The following is a 17,039-nucleotide window of genomic DNA, read 5'->3' as shown; positions in this document are numbered from 1 at the left end:
GGGATATTTTTTTATTTGGAAGTCCCTTAGAGGTTTTCACTCAACAAATATTATATTTACTTATCTAAAATATTTACAAAGTTAATTTTTTGGCGTCTACTATAGTAAAGATTTATTTTCTGTATTTTAATCTACCAAATGGGTGTTTTCCTGCTATTGATAGCCATGTTTTATTAGAAATAATAACTTTTATGAGGTGGCTATATGGTAGCTAGTGAAATCAAACGACAGTTGGTCATTATTGGAGGTGCGGAAGACAAAGAAGCCGACTGTCAAATTCTTCGAGAGTTTGTTCGCCGTGCAGGAGGTACAAAAGCCAGGATTGTTATTATGACGGCAGCGACAGAGCTGCCAAGAGAAGTTGGAGAAAATTATATTAGAGTCTTTGAACGCCTTGGAGCTGAGAATGTTCGTATACTTGACACTGAAACTCGCAATGATGCGTCTTCATCTACAGCATTAGAAGCAGTTAATAAAGCTACTGGTATATTTTTTACAGGAGGAGACCAAGCTCGGATCACAAGTGTTCTGAAAGATACCGATCTCGATCAAGCTATCCACAATCGTTACTCTGAAGGAATAGTCGTAGGGGGAACAAGTGCGGGTGCTGCGGTTATGCCTGACGTGATGATTGTAGAGGGTGACTCAGAAACAAATCCTCGGATGAATATTGTAGATATGGGTCCTGGTATGGGTTTTTTACCAGGAGTAGTTATAGACCAGCACTTCTCACAACGCGGGCGGTTAGGACGCTTAATTGCTGCTTTAGCACAGCAGCCTGCTGTCTTGGGATTTGGTATTGACGAGAATACAGCCATGATAGTGACCGATAACCAATTTGAAGTAGTTGGAGAAGGTTGTATTACAGTTGTTGATGACTCATCAGTCATGCACAGCAATGTTGATGACATTTTAAAGGATGAACCCTTAGCCATTTGCGGAGCACGACTTCATATTCTGCCACACGGTTACAAATTTGACTTAAAAACTCGCAAGCCTATCTTGGATAGTTATACTACGGCAAATACCTTGACGCCAATTGTTACACCAGCTGCATAGAAATAGGGAATAGGGAGACAAGGAGGACAAGGAAGAAGATTCTACCTTGTCTATTTACAGTTACCAGCCCATGACCCCTTACCCAATGCCCATTCCCCGATCCCCAAAAATGACAAGTTTAATTGAATTTGATTTATTTGCTCCCCGCAATAAAAGTACTGCTCTTATTGCCTCTTTCTCAGACTGGAAAGAGATACCAATGGATAAGTGTGAGGATGGTTATTTTCGCACGCAAGTAGAACTTGAAGATGGAGTGTATCAGTATAAATTTCGCATACAAACAAAAAGCCCCCAATTTGAGCCAGATCGATGGATAGATGTTATCGATCCCTATGCAACAGATGTTGATGAAGAGAGAAAAGTTGCTATAGTACGCATCAAAGATGGAAAAAAGATTGTTGATACCTATGTTTGGCAGCACGATCGCACACCATTACCTAACAATCATGAATTAGTTATATACGAAATGCACGTTGCGGATTTCACTGGCGGCGAAGTTGATCCATACAAGCGTGGAAGATATGTAGATGCTATCGAAAAGTTAGATTATCTCAGCGAATTGGGAATAAATGCGATCGAATTAATGCCAGTTAATGAATATCCTGGTGACTACAGCTGGGGATATAAAGTCCGCCATTACTTTGCTACAGAATCTAGTTATGGTTCAACAGAAGATTTAAAGCGCTTTATTGACGAATGCCATAGCAGAGGAATTCGCATTTTCATGGATGGAATTTACAACCATACCGATGAAGAATGCCCTCTCTTGCTGATTGACCGAAATTATTGGTACTACGAACATATGCATTATCCGGAAGACCCTGCTAATTACTGGGGACCGGAGTTTAACTACAACAACTACGATGAAAAGTTAGACGTTAAGCCCGCCTGGAAGTACGTTGGAGATATCGTAAGATTTTGGGTTCAAGAATATCACATTGATGGAATTCGTTTTGATGCGGTGCGACAATTGGCTAACGATGAGTTTTTAACTTGGCTAGCGCAAAAATCCAAAAATAACACTGCATCCAAACCGATTTTCAATATAGCCGAACACATTCCCGACACCAGCAAAATCACAACTCCAGAAGGACCCTTAGATTCTTGCTGGCATGAAAGTTTTCGCTATTTTGTTCTACCACATATTAGTGGAGAAATGTTTGAACCAGAAAAACTAAAGGAAGTTTTAGACCCCAGGCGACAGGGTTATGCAGCAACAACAAACGTTATAAATTATTTGGCAACTCACGATCGCGAATACTTATTGAGAGAATTAGGCGATCGTGGTATCTTTGATGAAGATGCATTTAAAAGAACCAAGTTAGCAGCCGTACTACTTATGACAGCAATGGGTATTCCTATGCTGTGGATGGGTGAAGAGTTTGGAGAACACAAGCGCAAAAGTAAAAACGTCACTCAGCCTAAAAAGATAGCATGGCCGTTGCTAGAGAAAGACCAAAACCGAGATTTATTTGAGCACTATAAAAAACTTATTGCCTTACGCAAACAAAATTCTGCTTTGCAGAACGACAATATAGAATTTTTCCATGAAAATTTCGAGGCTAAAATTTTGGCATATGTTCGTTGGAACGAACAGGGGAACCGCGTTGTTGTCGTTGCGAATTTCTCCGAGCAAAATTATGATGAATATCGCGTTTCTAACTTTCCCTGTGCTGGCAAATGGCATGAGTGGATAGAAGGTTACGATCTCGAAGCTAGTGACGATCGCATCATACTCAACCTTGAGGCATATCAAGCAAAAGTCTTAGTACAGTGACCAGTGACCAGTGACCAGTTAACAATAGACGGTAACATCTTCTCCACAAACATCTGCAAGATAAACTAAAGACTTCAAGCGAAGCATCACTAATTGTTCGTAGAAAGGATTTAGCTTACACAGAGGTGGAATATATAAGATGGTGCGATTAAAGAGTTTAAATTTGCGTTCAAACGGACACTGGGCTGGAATTGTTTTACAAAGCTGTTGAGCAACTTTATAATCGTTAATTTCTATGGAGTCAAGCCACTGGCGTATTGCTTGAATAGGATTAAAAACGAAATGACGTGAATTTTGTAGTAGCATAATAGTTAGTTGTTAGTTGTTAGTTGTTAGTTGTTAGTTGTTAATTGTTAGTTGTTAGTAGATAGTCGTCACTGGTCACTGGTCACTGGTCACTGGTCACTGGTCACTGGTTAGCGGCATCTAAAATTTCTGTCACAAAAACACGGTCAGCATCAGAAATACTTTGCATTAAGACAGCACGTGCATTTTGATTAACTAAAAGTTCACCGTCAGCCGTAGTACTAAAATCTTGACCTAAAACAAAACCTTGACTAATTAATTTTTGCACGGCGAGCATGACAACATACTCTTTTAAAGTAATACAAGCATCAAGGTAAGGAAAGTTTTGCCAAATCCACTGACAAGTATCAGGAGCAGTTCCTGCTAGTTGAAATAGAGCTGCATTCATGATATTCTGTGTATACTTAGAACCCATGAGATTCATCAGAACTTGTTCGCAGGTTTCTACTAGGTCTCTGTCTTTAAACTTTAAGATATTGACGAACAAATTGATAGCAGCGTTAAATTCTTGATATTCCCTCTCAAAGTCTTGCTCGTACATTACAATATCCTTTTTTAAAGTTAATTGTTTTTATTAAAAATAAAAACTGCAAATGAATAACTAACAAAGTTATTTGGTTAGTGGTTAGTGGTTAGTGGTGAGTAGCCACTGGTCACTGGTCACTGGTCACTGGTTAGTGATTCATTGCAGTCTCCATTTCCAAACCGAGGTCACCTGATATTTAAGTTAGAGTCTAAAAATGAAGAACCTGTGGAGAGGGAAAAATTTTTGCAACATCTAACACCAACCCAGAACCTCTGTCAGTTGGTCGTTTAACATCATGGGATTGAAAGGTTTGGCAATTAGCCCTTTAACACCAAGTTCTGCGAATCGTCGCTGGTCAGACGATTGCACTTTGGCTGTCAGTAGAATTACGGGAATGTCCTGCGTCGCGGGATTCGCCTGCAGTTTCTGAAAAGTCGCTATTCCGTCCATATCCGGCATCATGACATCCAAGAGAATAGCATCTGGTTTTTCAGCTTCAGCTAACTGCAGCCCTTTCATACCTGATTCAGCTGTAAAAACTTCCCAATCCCCTACTGATTCTAAGGTGAGTTGGGCAACTTCCCTAATATCTTCTTCATCATCAATAATCAGAATCCGTTTCGCTGTCACTGCTATCCCCCTTAATTGCTGGAATAATTCGATTTAATAAAGTCATGACATGTTCTTCAAATTCCTCTGGTGTGACGCGTCCTTTAGTAAAAAATAGAGTTTGTCCCAGTTTTAATCGTTCTCGGTCACAATTATCTAGGTCTTTAGCACAGTAAACAACCAAAGGAACCAAGCACAAACGCCTGTGGTGTCGCAGCCAGTCTACCACAGCAAAGCCATCTACCTCTGGTAGTGCTAGATCTAATACCAGTAAATCGGGGAGAATACGCTGGCTTAAACGCAGGGCTTCTCGTCCTGTTTTAGCGTGGTAAGTTTCAACACCGTAGCGTTCAAACGTAGCAATCAACACTTGTGCCAAATCTGTATCATCTTCTACAATCAGTACTCTCAGGCTCTGGCTTTTTTCTCTTGCAAGTGCTCGTTCCAAAGCTTGAAACAATAACCTTTCATCTGGAGGTTTCACAATCCAGTCAGTGACATCTGGATGGGGGGTGGTTCTGGCATCTGGCATTAAACCGCTAAGAACGATCGCAGGAATATCTTTAGTCTGTGATTGCTGCTTTAACACCCCTAAAGTTTCCCAACCGTGCATACCGGGCATCATGAGGTTTAGGAAAATCACATCCGGTTGCTGTTTTATCGCCATATCTACTGCTTCTTGACCGGAAGCCGCACATATCGTTTGGTAACCTCGTTGTTCTAACATAGCCTGCATGACAGCCCGAACTGAGGAGTCATCATCGCACACTAATATTAGTGGGCTGTCATTGCTATTTGGAACAGATGGAATTATTGGCTCTTCCTCTCGATACAAAGGTAATAAGATGTAGAAAATGCTGCCCTCTCCTACAGGACTTTCTGCCCAAATGCGTCCATCATGACACTGTATAATACTGCGGCAAATGGCAAGACCCAAGCCAGTGCCACCTTTTTTACGTGAGTCAGAAGCATCAACCTGTTGAAACCGTCCAAAAATAGTTTCTATTTTGTCAGCAGGTATCCCTCTCCCTTGGTCGCGGATGGTGAAGAGAATTGAGGGAGTGGGAGAGTGGGAGTAGGGAGTAGGGGTGGATTGTTCGCTACTTCCCTCTATTTTGGCACTAAACCAAATAATGCCGCCTGGGGGTGAAAATTTAATGGCGTTGCTGAGTAAGTTGGTGAAAGTTTGTACAATTCGGTCAGGATCTGCCCACAGGTTTTCTGATATGGGAGACACAGAGAGTGTGACTTCTGCTTGGTCTGCCATAGACCGCATTTCTTCTACTGATTCGTGCATCAAGCTGGTCACATTACAGATTTGTTTGGTCATTGCGACTTTGCCTGATTCGATGCGTTCAATGTCGAGGATATCGTTAATCAGCCGAATTAAACGGTCAGTGTTATTGACGGCAATTTCCAACATCCGTTGAGCTTTTTCAGGTTGGGTATTTAGTACACCACTGGCGACTAAACCCAAAGAACCACGAATCGAGGTCAGAGGGGTTCTCAATTCATGACTGACGACTGAGACAAATTCATCTTTGAGCCGTTCAATTTCGCGACGGTGGCTAATATCCTTAACAAAGCAGTAATATCCCTTATAGTTCTCCTGTCGATCCAAAGCTTTAACCATAACGACTTGCATATCAAACACCGAGTCATCTTGACGCACTCCTCTGGCTTCAACTTCTGCTTTGCCAGTTTCTAACATTTTTTGGTATGTCGTCATGACCTTTTCTTGGTCTTCTGGATGGATGGTTTGTTGCCATTCCATACCCAGCATTTCCTGGGGTTGATAGCCAACAATGCTGGCATAAGCTTGGTTGACGTAGATGTAACGTCTTTCGGGATTGAACTGGGAAATTCCTTCTACAGCGCTTTCTAAAGCAGTGCTGAGGTTGCGTAGTTCTGTTTCCGCTTGTTTGCGTGCAGTAATATCGAAAACTGTACTCCGCGTCATGAGGAAGTTACCTGCTGCATCTTTGATGGCGGTTGCACTCAAAAGCACGGGTAGAACTGTACCATCCTTACGAAGCATCTGAAATTCCAAGTCACGTATCCAGCCTTGCTGTTGAAAAAGTGCAAATGATTTTTGGAATGTTGGCAAGCATGAGGCTGTAATAACATCAACAAATTTCTTTTTCCCTATGACTTCGTCTCGTGTATATCCCAACCAGGTCAATTCGGTATTGTTAATGCGGACAATAGTGCCATCTTTATCTATTGAGTGATAGCCACAAGGTGCATTGTTGTATAAATCTTCCACTTCTCTTGTATATTCTTGCAGCACCTTTTCTGCTTGTTGGCGTTCAGTAATTTCATGAGTTAATTCCAGATTTATCGCTTTCACTCGCTGTGTTTGCCGCCGGGAGTGTTGGGTGAGATATGCTCCCCACGCAAGTAACACAGCTACTGATAAGCCTCCACCCAGTACAACGTTGGGAAGGGGAGAACTTTCTGTAACTGCGGTAGCTGGTGTAGGTAAAACTTTTAGGTTCCAAGTTACACCATTGAGATTAATTTCTGTATTGTGTTGCCATTTAGCAGGAATCTTGTGACTAAGATTTTCTTGATTTGTATAAATTTTATCATTACCATCAAAAATAGCGATCGCATATTTTTGCCGCACATTCTTATCTAAAAGAGCATTCAACAAAGTTTGAGTGCGAAAACTACCGATAATAAAACCACCAAAATTCTTCTTTGGAAACAGGGGTACATACATCAAAAAACCCTTACCGCCTTGAGCAAGGTTGACAACATGAGTCATTGTGACTTTGCGACTTTCCCTTGCTTTTTCCAAAGCAGTTCGGCGACGTTCCTCAGATGTTAAATTCAGGTTCTGTGCTGCCTCATTTCCGGCTAAAGGAACAATCCAACGGACATAATTTGATTCATCTACCCATTCAAGTGCTTGAAAACCAGTATAGTCTCGGTAATAGTTCAAAGCATCCGCTTCCCACTTTGGTTTTGCAGTTCCACCCTCAATCTCCCAACGTCTAGCCATACGAACTAATCCTAAGGTTCGTTCTTGGATTTGAACTTCGATTTCGTGGCTGATGCTTGCTGCTGCTAATTTAACATTATTCTTTATATGTACGTCTTCTTGATGAATTAACTCCTGCCAAAATAACAAATTGAGAACTATAACGCTAGCGCCTACAATTATCGGAATCCACAAATTTTTGCCATTGGTCATTGCTTCTTGTCCTGTATAAATCCATACACATTTTATCCTGATTTAACTGTGGCAGCTTCATTTGTGGAAACTAAAGCAATTTCGTTGTCTTTTCTACTCCTCATGAACATTATAGGTTTGACACTTAATTGGGCTATTCTGATAAGAAGAGACTACCCTATGCTCGGACACCTTCAGCATCCCCTCGCAGTTCTGCTTCACGGACACGAGTTAAAGCTCGCTGGGACGTAAACGGGCGATCGCATCTTGCAAATGCCGCTTGATAGAGTGCTTGTAAATCAGTACCTTGTTGTGGATACTGGGATAGCCCTGCACTAAATGTTACCTGAAAACGACTCCCATCGGGAGCGATAAAATTTTCTTGACTGATATTTTCTGCGATTTCCTCCAATCGCTGCCATCCATCTTTTTGTGTCATTCCATACATTCCTACAACAAACTCTGCACCTCCCCAACGGCAAACAACATCACTTTGAAATACGCGTCGCAAAACTCTTCCCAATCTCGATAACACTTCATCGCCAACAGCATGACTGTACTGTTGATTGATTTGTTGGAGGCGGTCTACTTTGAGAACAGCAAAGCAGAAAGGCTGATTGTGACGACTCGATAAGTTCATTAATTCGTTGAGTTCGTGAATTGATTGACGGCGATTGGCAACTCCTGTTAAAGCGTCTGTTTCAGCCAGGTTCCTTAAAAGACGGGAGCGTTCCAAACGGTTGAGGATGCGAGTTACCAGTTCAGGCCCGATAATAGGTTTGCAGACGTAATCATCTGCACCAACAGCAAATACGCGGCGCATAGTTTCTGCATCTGTATGAGATGTCAGAAACAGCACTGGTAAGCCACAATAGCGGGGATCGTTTCGCACAACCTGACACAGTTCAATTCCAGTCATTTGGGGCATTTCTACGTCTAGAACCAACAGGTCTGGGGCTGTTGCTTCTAAAGTGTCCCAAAATTCTAAAGGGTTTTCCAAGGTGGAAACTTTTAATCCCCAAGGTTGTAATAAAGAACACATCGCATTCAAGATAAGCGGATCGTCATCTACAAACAAGACTTTAGCTGTAGCTTGGCGATTGCGCTGTAGCAAATTTGCGATTGTCTCCAATACCATAGCCGATGCGACTGGTTTTTGTAAAAAACCCTGTCCGCCCAAGCGAGCTATTTTTACGCGGTCAAGTAAACTATCCTGATTTGTCAGAACCAAAACTGGAACAGGAGGTGCAGAACAGTTTAATTCTGCTAGCAACTGCAAACCTTCTTCACTAATAGTACCTGGTAAATTTAATACCACCGCATCAGGGCGTCGATTGGTTAAGTGTTTTTTAACCAGTCCCGGCTTTGAGATGATAAATGTTTGTACATTCCAAGTATCAGCTGACCTTACCAACTCATCAGTTAGTGGTTTCTCCAATCCCACCAACAACACTAAAGGACGACCATCAACTGATGATTCCTCAGGTTGGTGATTGGCGGTTGTGAGTTGCAACTCCCGACGTAGCGATACAACTAGTTCCGACAGGTGCAACTTTTGCTCCCCAATCAGTTGTTTCTCAACTTCCAGCAGTTCTTCGATTTGTCTGGCTATACGCGACCCGAATTCAAAACCAAACATACCCAAAGAACCTGCTAGCTTGTGAGCCTCAGAACGTGCTTGCAGGCGTAACTCCTCATTCAGATCGTTCTGAAACAGGGCTGTAGTGGCTTGTTCTATAACTGTAATGCGATCGCCTATCTTTTCTTTAGCTCTCTCCCAAGCATTTGCAATGATTTTTTGAGTTTGGTACTTCAGGTCTTGGGGGGTGGGGAGTGGGGAGTCGGGAGTCGGGAGTGGGGATTGGGAATTGGGAATTTCTCCTTGTCCCCTATTCCCTGTCCCCTTTTTCTTTTTCTCTTTCTCTTTTACTTCTGGGGCTTTCAAGCGGTAGCCAATACCGTATACTGTCTCAATGGGATCAGTTGCCAAACCTGCTTTCTTTAGCTTCATTCGCAATCCCTTAAGATGGGTTCTCACCGTATCTTCTCCGGGAGGTTCTTCAAAAGACCACAGGTGGTCTATAATTGCACCACAATTAAATATGCGGTGGGGATTGCGGAGAAAAAGTTCGAGTAAGCTATATTCTTTTGGAGTTAAATGGAGCGTTTTGTTGTTATATTGAACTTCACATATGCTGGGGTCTAGCCTGAGATTTTCCCACTGTAATTCTGGAGGTAAAGCCGAACCTCCCCGTCGCATTGAAGCACGGATACGAGCTAAAAGTTCTTGCAAATCGAAAGGTTTTGTGATATAGTCATCTGCCCCAGCATCTAAGCCAGCTATTTTATTTGTACTGCTATCTTGAGCAGTTAACAAAATAATGGGTGAGTGAATACCACGTGATCGCACTCGCCGACAGAGACTAATGCCATCCAACTTTGGCAAACCCACATCCAACACTATCAAGTCGTAAGTAAAAGCTTCTACAAACTCCCAACCTGCCTCACCGTCAGTAGCAATATCGACAGCATAATGTTGCTCCGATAGAGCTTGGACAAGGGGTTTGGCAATTAACTCATCGTCTTCTACTACAAGAATTCTCATAGCTGTGTGCGTATCCGCACTCTATAAAAATTGGCTGTTAAAATAAATCTAAATCAAACACCAGCTTGTCACACATAACACCATAAGATTATCTTAAGTTGTGTTAAAGTTTTCTGGGTGCTTCGTAAAACTCAACACTCATTGAGCAGTTATCAATTAGCAATTGCTGGTGATAGCTGATAGCTGTGATATTATAGGAAACTGCTGCAAAAATCTAAAACCAAGTTGAATTATGACATTAACGCAACAGCGCAAACAAGAAATTATCTCCAACTATCAAGTTCACGAAACTGATACAGGCTCTGCTGATGTTCAAATCGCAATGTTGACAGAGCGAATTAACCGTCTTAGCGAACATCTCCAATCCAATAAGAAAGACCATTCATCCCGTCGGGGATTGTTAAAATTAATCGGTCAACGCAAGCGCCTTCTAGCTTATGTTCAACAAGGTAGCCGGGAGCATTATCAAGCTCTCATCGGGCGTCTCGGTATTCGTGGATAGAGATAAACGCTTATGCCTGCTGAATCCGAACAAAATCGCTTGCCCTTTGAACCAAACAAAAAGCGCCGCAAGCCCCCAAAAGACAAAAGCGAACAGCCAATAACTAAGCAAGAAACAAAGGGAAAGGACGCTAAAAAGGCTCCTTTTACCAAAGAAGAAATGGCAATCCCCCAAATTGTCAGCCAACGGATGATTCGCAGAGTGGCTAGCTTTTGTGGTGTTCCAACTGCTTTAGGAATCGGCACTCTCATTGCCAGCTATCTGCTGTTAACTTATGCTGGCATTAAACTGCCTCCCATCGCCGTATTACTGGTTGATATGGGATTTTTTGGATTGGGGGTATTGGGGATCACTTACGGTGTTCTCTCAGCCTCTTGGGATGAAGATAGAGTCGGCGGTTTACTGGGTTGGAATGAGTTCAAAACCAACTGGGGACGGATGGTGGGAGTTTGGCGCGAAACTCGGCGAAGAAATACTGTAGGGAGTAGGGAATAGGGAGTAGGGAGTAGGGAGTAAGTAATATATAATACCCAGTCCCCACTCACCACTCACCACTCACCACTCCCAGTTGTTAAAACTTTTGCTAAAGGTTTATACTGATTATTCCCGAACGGTATATCGTTTTCTAAGAAGAATCTCATCTCATCACATCTAATCAGGAAGATTGGCATGATCGTAGTCATGAAAGTTGGTTCCCCTGAGGCGGAAGTCGCGCGTCTGAGCGAGGAACTAGGCACATGGGGGCTGACACCAGAAAAAATTGTTGGTAAGCACAAGATAGTCATTGGTCTTGTCGGTGAGACTGCTGGCTTAGATCCATTACAAATTCAAGAAATCAGCCCTTGGATAGAGCAGGTTTTGCGGGTTGAACAGCCTTTCAAACGCGCTAGCCGCCAATTTCGTCACGGGGAAGCTTCTGAAGTCGCGGTCAATACTCCTAACGGAACAGTGACTTTTGGCGAACATCACCCCTTAGTTGTTGTGGCTGGTCCTTGTTCGGTAGAAAATGAAGAAATGATTGTAGAGACTGCACGCAGAGTGAGTGCATCTGGTGCTCAGTTTCTACGTGGCGGGGCATACAAACCCAGGACTTCACCCTATGCTTTCCAAGGACACGGCGAGAGTGCTTTGGAATTGTTAGCAAAAGCACGGGAAGTCTCAGGACTGGGCATCATTACAGAAGTGATGGACGCGGCTGAGTTGGATGTCGTCGCAGAAGTCGCGGACGTTGTTCAGGTAGGAGCAAGGAATATGCAAAACTTCTCCCTTCTGAAAAAAGTAGGCGCACAACCCAAACCAGTTCTTCTCAAGCGGGGAATGGCTGCAACTATTGAAGATTGGTTGATGGCAGCTGAGTATATCCTAGCTGCGGGCAATCCAAATGTCATTTTATGCGAACGAGGAATTCGGACTTTCGATCGCCAGTACACTCGCAATACTGTGGATTTATCTGCAGTACCAGTTCTGCGAAACCTAACTCACCTACCGATTATGATCGATCCCAGTCACGGGACTGGTTGGGCTGCATACGTACCATCCATGGCAATGGCATCGATCGCTGCTGGATGTGACTCTTTAATGATAGAAGTTCACCCCAACCCTGCCAAAGCCCTATCTGACGGGCCTCAATCTCTGACACCAGAGCGTTTTGACCGTTTGATGCAAGAATTGGCTGTCGTTGGTAAAGCTTTTGGTCGTTGGCCCAAACCTACTGCGATCGTGGCTTAAGAGCAGTGACCAGTGACCAGTGACCAGTGACTAGGGCAATATCCACCTTAGTTTACTTTCATTCCCAAGCTGAGCCTGGGAATGAAAGTAAGCAGGTTACTAGCGCCTTCTGCTACCAAAACCAGCACCAGACCTAGAACGACTTGCACCGCCACTACCAAAGCCGCTACCACTGGGGCTGCGTCGGTAAGTGTTAGAACCCGAAGGTTTAAGAGTGCTACCACCATAACCGGAACCGGTAGCACGATTACCAGGAGCAGTACGTGGTGCAGTACGTGTTGTATCTGTACCTGGATAAGATCTTCTCAATGTTCCTGTTGTCCGGAAAGCAGTTCTGTTTCTCTCTACAGCTGGTGGCGCATTGTAGCGAGTACGATAACTTTGAACTGCATCATTATAGCTGCTGCCATAGCCACCGTATCCGTTAATGACTCCACCAGGTTGATATGCAGGGGGAACATAATATTGAGGTCTAAATAAAAGACTACCAATAGCCTGACCCGCTAAACTACCTGCTGCAGCCCCAGCAAAAGGAGCCCAAAAGCTGTTTTCTTGACGAACGACCACTGTTTCTTGTTGACCGGTTTGAGGGTTGGTCTTCGTCTCGGTAACATTGTGAACGTATTCAATTTTGAAATCTTCTGTTATGTATAATGCAGGCTGACCGTTTTCTACCTTCAAGTAGGTTTTTTGACCTTGCTTGATTTGGTCATCAGTCAACCTTGCCATTTGTAAATTTTGTGTCCTAAAGTTGGGGGGTGTAGCATTTAACAGAAACAACGTGTACTCCCCATCAGCATCATTGTACTGAGCTTGCTGTACAGGATACTGACCATCAGCCAATTTACTATTAGAAGTTGTTCTACTAGTTTGATTATTGTTTCCTCCAGGCGTTGTAGCTTGGTTTCCACCACCGCCGCAAGCAACGGTTGTCAAGCACAAACTCAAGGCTAAAAAAACAACGGTGAACCTACGCAAGACTGTCACGATCATAATGATAAATTTCCTGTTCTAAGCTTAACAATTTCTCGATTCTGTGGTAAGTGTGGACGACCGATCCAAAACTACAGGGGTATCAACTCTGGGTAATATTGTAAAAGTTGGTCGCTTGTCAGTTCATCACCCAACCGGGCTGGCGAGAAATGTACCTGAATTGCGCGTAATTTATGTTTGTAATGCAAATTGATGAATGCCTTCAAGCCCTCTTTGAGTGCTTGTATATTCGCAAGGTCAGTTTCTAAGTCTGGAGCTTCACCCTCATATGCTACCGTAATCATGACAACGACATTGCGGGTAACAGGGAGAGATAGCGGTTGATTGTCCCTGTAATTATCACCATAATCGGGTTCGCTCAAATAACGTTGGGCTGAGTCGGTAAAAAGTTCATTTACATAATCTCCCGCCTCTCCTTCACTCCAAAATACGTCGCCTTGATTCGCTGCTGATTGCCAGTATTCATCGTATTGTAAAAGAGTCTGGGAAACTTCTACCAGACCTTCTCCCAAGATTTCCATGTCACCGTCAGCATCTACTGCTTCCCTTGCGCCGCGATTTAGAATTCCCAAAATGGGTGCTACGTCAGACCCGCCTAAATGTAACATAATGCGACAAACGACGTAGCGAGTTCGACCTATCATCTTATTGAATGTATCTCGCATTTTTTTTCTCCGGATATTTGGTCACTGGTCACTGGTTACTGGTTACTGGTTAAATGAAATCCCTTAAAAAAATCAACAATCATACTTAATGAGGGTGTGATCGTTTTGGAGACTTCAGTAGAACAATCATAAGCTATGTAATGACTGTCATCTGAGCTATTAAAAAATCTTTTACCAAAGTACGGATTATCATATAAAAGCAAATTTTGAGCACTAGAATTCGTTAAAACTATCTGAGTGGGAGCTTGAAAAAACTTAAATTTTGCTGTGATTTCCAAAATTTTTTTCATTTTCTTTATAATAGTAGCATTATCTATTGCTTGTTCTAAGAGCATATTAACTTTTTCAATGGAGTCCAATCTTAAACCTAGCCCAGATGTGTCTTCACCAGAAATCATCTCTATAAGGGTATAGATATTTTTGTGGGCGGTTGATGTATCTTTAAAGGGAAGAATAGCTATATAAGCTGTGGGTAATAAACTTTCGTCATTATCCATACGGAAGGTGAAAACAGTTCGGCGACACCCTACTTCTATACTAGGAGGTTGTTTGAGTTCTGGGTATTGCTGGGCAATTTGATAATAAGCACCAGCAATGGCAAAATTTGCTTCATGGTCTATGGTTTTATCGACAATAATTCTGATGGTTGGCGGAGTTTCATTAAAAAAGTCACGGGAGTCAAGAGAGGTAAAATTATGTATAATTGTCCGATCGTCTGTCGGACTGAGGTCTACCCATTCACAAATAATTCCTTCCGTTTTTAATCCAAATCTTGAAGTAGCGTATAATTTCGTCCCAGTTAAAACTGCCCCTGTAAGGTCTGCACCAACCCACTCCACCTTGATTAATTTTGCATGGGTTAAATCGGTGTGAATCAGACTTGTATTGGTTAAATTGGCATAACTTAGATCTGCACCAATTAAATTTGCTCCACTTAGTTTTGCCCCACTTAAATCTGCCCACCGGAGATTAGCCCTACTTAAATCTGCCCACCGAAGATTGGCTCCGCTTAGATTAGCCCCACTCAGGTTTGCTTGAGAAAGAATTGCTTGTCTAAGTTCGGCATCGCGGAAATTTGCTCCACTGAGATCCGCACGAGTTAAGTCAGATCCTTTTAAATTTGCCAGTTCTAAATTTGCTCCTGTAAGGAAACCATCCTTAAATGTTACCTCACTCAAATTTGCCTCTCGCAGGACGGCATGCCTAAGTGCAGCTTCTCGCACATCAGCACCTTTGAGGTTTGCCTTCATTAAGTCAGCATGACTGAGATTGGCACGAATTAATTCGCTGCGAATCATAGAAGCCCCCTTAAGTTGGGCATTGCTTAAATCGGCTCGAATCAAATTAGCGACATTGAGAATAGCACCTTTCAAGTTAGCGTTTTTGAGATTAGCCCCTCTGAGTCTTGCAACATTCAACTTGGCATAACTCAAGTTAGCTTCGCTTAAATTCGCACCACTCAGGTCGATCACACTCAAGTCAGCTTTGCTAAGATTAACACCACTGAGTTTTGCCCCACTTAAATTGGCTTCACAAAGGTCAATTCCTGAAAAATCTCTTGTCCCTGATGCATATTTATCTAAAAATTCCTCTACATTCATTGAATTTACTCCTGAAATGCCAACTTCAAGAGTTGGTAGTATGCAAAAATTAATTATTGGGCATTGGTCACTGGTCACTGATCACTGGTCACTGGTCACTGGTCACTGGTCACTGGTCACTGGTCATTGATTAGTACGCAGTTACTTAGATGAATATTGGTATTCTAGGACTTGGATTAATTGGCGGTTCTTTGGGTTTGGATTTGCGATCGCAGGGACATTATGTCTTGGGTGTGAGTCGCCAGGAATCCACCTGTCAGAGGGCAATGACCCTCGGAGGTGTGGATGTTGCCTCAGTAGACATCAGCCTGCTTTCAACAGCAGAGGTAGTCTTTATTTGTACACCTCTAGGGCTTATTATTCCCACTTTTGAGCAGCTAATTGCTTATTTACCTTCAAATGCAGTTGTCACTGACGTTGGTTCAGTAAAAACACCGATAGTTGAAGCGATCGCACCTCGGTGGGAAAATTTTGTGGGCGGACATCCAATGGCGGGTACGGCTGAAAGTGGTATAGAAGCAGCTTTGCGGAATTTGTTTTTAGATAAGCCTTATGTTCTGACACCACTAGACACAACACCCCCAGATGCTTTCTCAGTTGTGGAAAAATTAGTGCAGGAACTTGGGGCAAATCTCTATTCTTGTTCTCCAGAAGAGCACGACCAAGCAGTGAGCTGGATTTCTCACTTACCCGTGATGGTCAGTTCCTCATTAATTGCTGCTTGTATGAGTGAAACAGATGCAAAAGTTTTACAATTAGCTCAAAAATTCGCTAGTTCCGGCTTTAAAGATACAAGTCGAGTGGGTGGGGGAAACCCAGAATTAGGGCTGATGATGGCAAAATATAATCGACAGCAGTTGTTGCGATCGCTTTTACAATACCGTCATCATTTAGACGAATTAATGAGTGCGATCGAGCAGGAAAATTGGGCTGTTTTGGAACAACAATTACAGGCAACAAGCAAGGAAAGGCCTAAGTTTGTTGATTGATTTGAACTTAGGGATTTCCAAGCCCCAAATTACCCAATCTTGTGGAACGGGCTTACTAGTGACGGGCGAGACGCCCGTACCACAAGAGATATTTGAAGACTTTGTGGAATATAAGTGAGTTTCGCATTTACTTAAACGCTGCCAATTGCTTCACCATGATTGCTAGTGCTAATGCACCCAGGGTAATCATTAATCCTGCTGGCATAAACTTCCGCGTTTTAGCTAATCGGAATGCGAAGAAAACTACTAAAACAGCAGTGACAGAAGATGCTAAAATCACCCCCCAACTTTGTCCTTGAAATTGGACAAAAGCGGCAAAAATTAGTAATACACCGCTTAAACTACCACTGACAAGCGAAGCAGTACTATTACTCTTAAAGTAGCCAATCATACCACCAAGAATGACTAAAATGCCATAGGCAAGGGCTGCAACAATACCTAAAGTCATTATTAAAACCTGTGTAGATTTTGATTTTGCTGCAAGCATTGGTAGAAAATCTA

15 protein-coding genes are annotated in these 17,039 nt (G+C 42.7%); 6 read left to right on the top strand and 9 right to left on the bottom strand.

Annotation, left to right across the window (positions count from 1 at the left end; genetic code table 11):
- Nucleotides 1-204: 204 nt before the first annotated feature.
- Both WA1_RS22690 and WA1_RS22685 read left to right on the top strand, forming a co-directional pair.
- On the top strand, nucleotides 205-1,059 hold the full coding sequence (locus tag WA1_RS22690; RefSeq protein ID WP_017744395.1) for a cyanophycinase: 855 nt from the start codon (nucleotides 205-207) through the stop codon (nucleotides 1,057-1,059).
- A gap of 109 nt (nucleotides 1,060-1,168) precedes the next feature.
- Complete coding sequence (locus WA1_RS22685) at nucleotides 1,169-2,836, top strand: alpha-amylase family glycosyl hydrolase (RefSeq protein ID WP_026134762.1); 1,668 nt, start codon at nucleotides 1,169-1,171, stop codon at nucleotides 2,834-2,836.
- Between the two features lie 18 nt (nucleotides 2,837-2,854).
- On the opposite strand, the gene WA1_RS22680 is transcribed toward WA1_RS22685, so the two are convergent.
- From WA1_RS22680 to WA1_RS22660, 5 genes are all read right to left on the bottom strand, one after another.
- Nucleotides 2,855-3,142: a Mo-dependent nitrogenase C-terminal domain-containing protein gene (locus tag WA1_RS22680; protein WP_017744397.1), complete on the bottom strand. Its 288-nt coding sequence runs from the start codon at nucleotides 3,140-3,142 to the stop codon at nucleotides 2,855-2,857.
- 103 nt (nucleotides 3,143-3,245) lie between these two features.
- A complete protein-coding gene (locus WA1_RS22675; RefSeq protein WP_017744398.1) occupies nucleotides 3,246-3,683 on the bottom strand; it encodes a hypothetical protein in 438 nt (145 codons plus the stop codon).
- Nucleotides 3,684-3,920: 237 nt separating this feature from the next.
- Entirely contained in the window at nucleotides 3,921-4,298 is a 378-nt protein-coding gene (locus WA1_RS22670) for a response regulator (protein WP_017744399.1), read from the bottom strand.
- The gene (locus WA1_RS22665; protein WP_017744400.1) at nucleotides 4,270-7,476 is read right to left on the bottom strand and encodes a PAS domain S-box protein; all 3,207 of its coding nucleotides are present in this window, start codon (nucleotides 7,474-7,476) and stop codon (nucleotides 4,270-4,272) included. Before WA1_RS22665 ends, WA1_RS22670 begins: the two co-directional genes overlap by 29 nt.
- Nucleotides 7,477-7,633: 157 nt before the next feature.
- The gene (locus tag WA1_RS22660; protein WP_017744401.1) at nucleotides 7,634-10,060 is read right to left on the bottom strand and encodes a response regulator; all 2,427 of its coding nucleotides are present in this window, start codon (nucleotides 10,058-10,060) and stop codon (nucleotides 7,634-7,636) included.
- 232 nt (nucleotides 10,061-10,292) lie between these two features.
- Between WA1_RS22660 and rpsO the strand changes: the two genes are divergently transcribed.
- The 3 genes from rpsO (at nucleotide 10,293) to aroF (ending at nucleotide 12,290) form a co-directional block, all read left to right on the top strand.
- Nucleotides 10,293-10,562, top strand: coding sequence for a 30S ribosomal protein S15 (rpsO, locus tag WA1_RS22655; protein ID WP_017744402.1), 270 nt, complete (start codon nucleotides 10,293-10,295; stop codon nucleotides 10,560-10,562).
- A 12-nt stretch (nucleotides 10,563-10,574) separates the two neighbouring features.
- Entirely contained in the window at nucleotides 10,575-11,057 is a 483-nt protein-coding gene (locus WA1_RS22650; protein WP_017744403.1) for a PAM68 family protein, read from the top strand.
- A 174-nt stretch (nucleotides 11,058-11,231) separates the two neighbouring features.
- Entirely contained in the window at nucleotides 11,232-12,290 is a 1,059-nt protein-coding gene (gene aroF / locus WA1_RS22645; RefSeq protein ID WP_026134763.1) for a 3-deoxy-7-phosphoheptulonate synthase, read from the top strand.
- 99 nt (nucleotides 12,291-12,389) lie between these two features.
- On the opposite strand, the gene WA1_RS22640 is transcribed toward aroF, so the two are convergent.
- The 3 genes from WA1_RS22640 to WA1_RS22630 form a co-directional block, all read right to left on the bottom strand.
- On the bottom strand, nucleotides 12,390-13,283 hold the full coding sequence (locus WA1_RS22640; RefSeq protein WP_017744406.1) for a hypothetical protein: 894 nt from the start codon (nucleotides 13,281-13,283) through the stop codon (nucleotides 12,390-12,392).
- Nucleotides 13,284-13,354: 71 nt separating this feature from the next.
- Nucleotides 13,355-13,948, bottom strand: a complete 594-nt coding sequence (locus tag WA1_RS22635; protein WP_017744407.1) for a DUF1517 domain-containing protein — start codon at nucleotides 13,946-13,948, stop codon at nucleotides 13,355-13,357.
- 35 nt (nucleotides 13,949-13,983) lie between these two features.
- Nucleotides 13,984-15,549, bottom strand: coding sequence for a pentapeptide repeat-containing protein (locus WA1_RS22630; protein ID WP_017744408.1), 1,566 nt, complete (start codon nucleotides 15,547-15,549; stop codon nucleotides 13,984-13,986).
- A gap of 149 nt (nucleotides 15,550-15,698) precedes the next feature.
- Here WA1_RS22630 and WA1_RS22625 point away from each other — a divergent pair, with 149 nt between their 5' ends.
- Nucleotides 15,699-16,538, top strand: coding sequence for a prephenate/arogenate dehydrogenase (locus tag WA1_RS22625; protein ID WP_017744409.1), 840 nt, complete (start codon nucleotides 15,699-15,701; stop codon nucleotides 16,536-16,538).
- A 127-nt stretch (nucleotides 16,539-16,665) separates the two neighbouring features.
- Here WA1_RS22625 and WA1_RS22620 read toward each other — a convergent pair whose 3' ends face one another.
- Nucleotides 16,666-16,986 carry a TMEM14 family protein gene (locus WA1_RS22620; RefSeq protein WP_026134764.1) on the bottom strand — a complete coding sequence of 107 codons (321 nt, stop codon included), beginning with the start codon at nucleotides 16,984-16,986 and terminating at the stop codon, nucleotides 16,666-16,668.
- Nucleotides 16,987-17,039 lie beyond the last annotated feature (53 nt).

Source organism: Scytonema hofmannii PCC 7110, from assembly GCF_000346485.2.
GTDB lineage: Bacteria > Cyanobacteriota > Cyanobacteriia > Cyanobacteriales > Nostocaceae > Scytonema > Scytonema hofmannii.
This window is presented reverse-complemented; position numbering and strand designations above follow the sequence as displayed.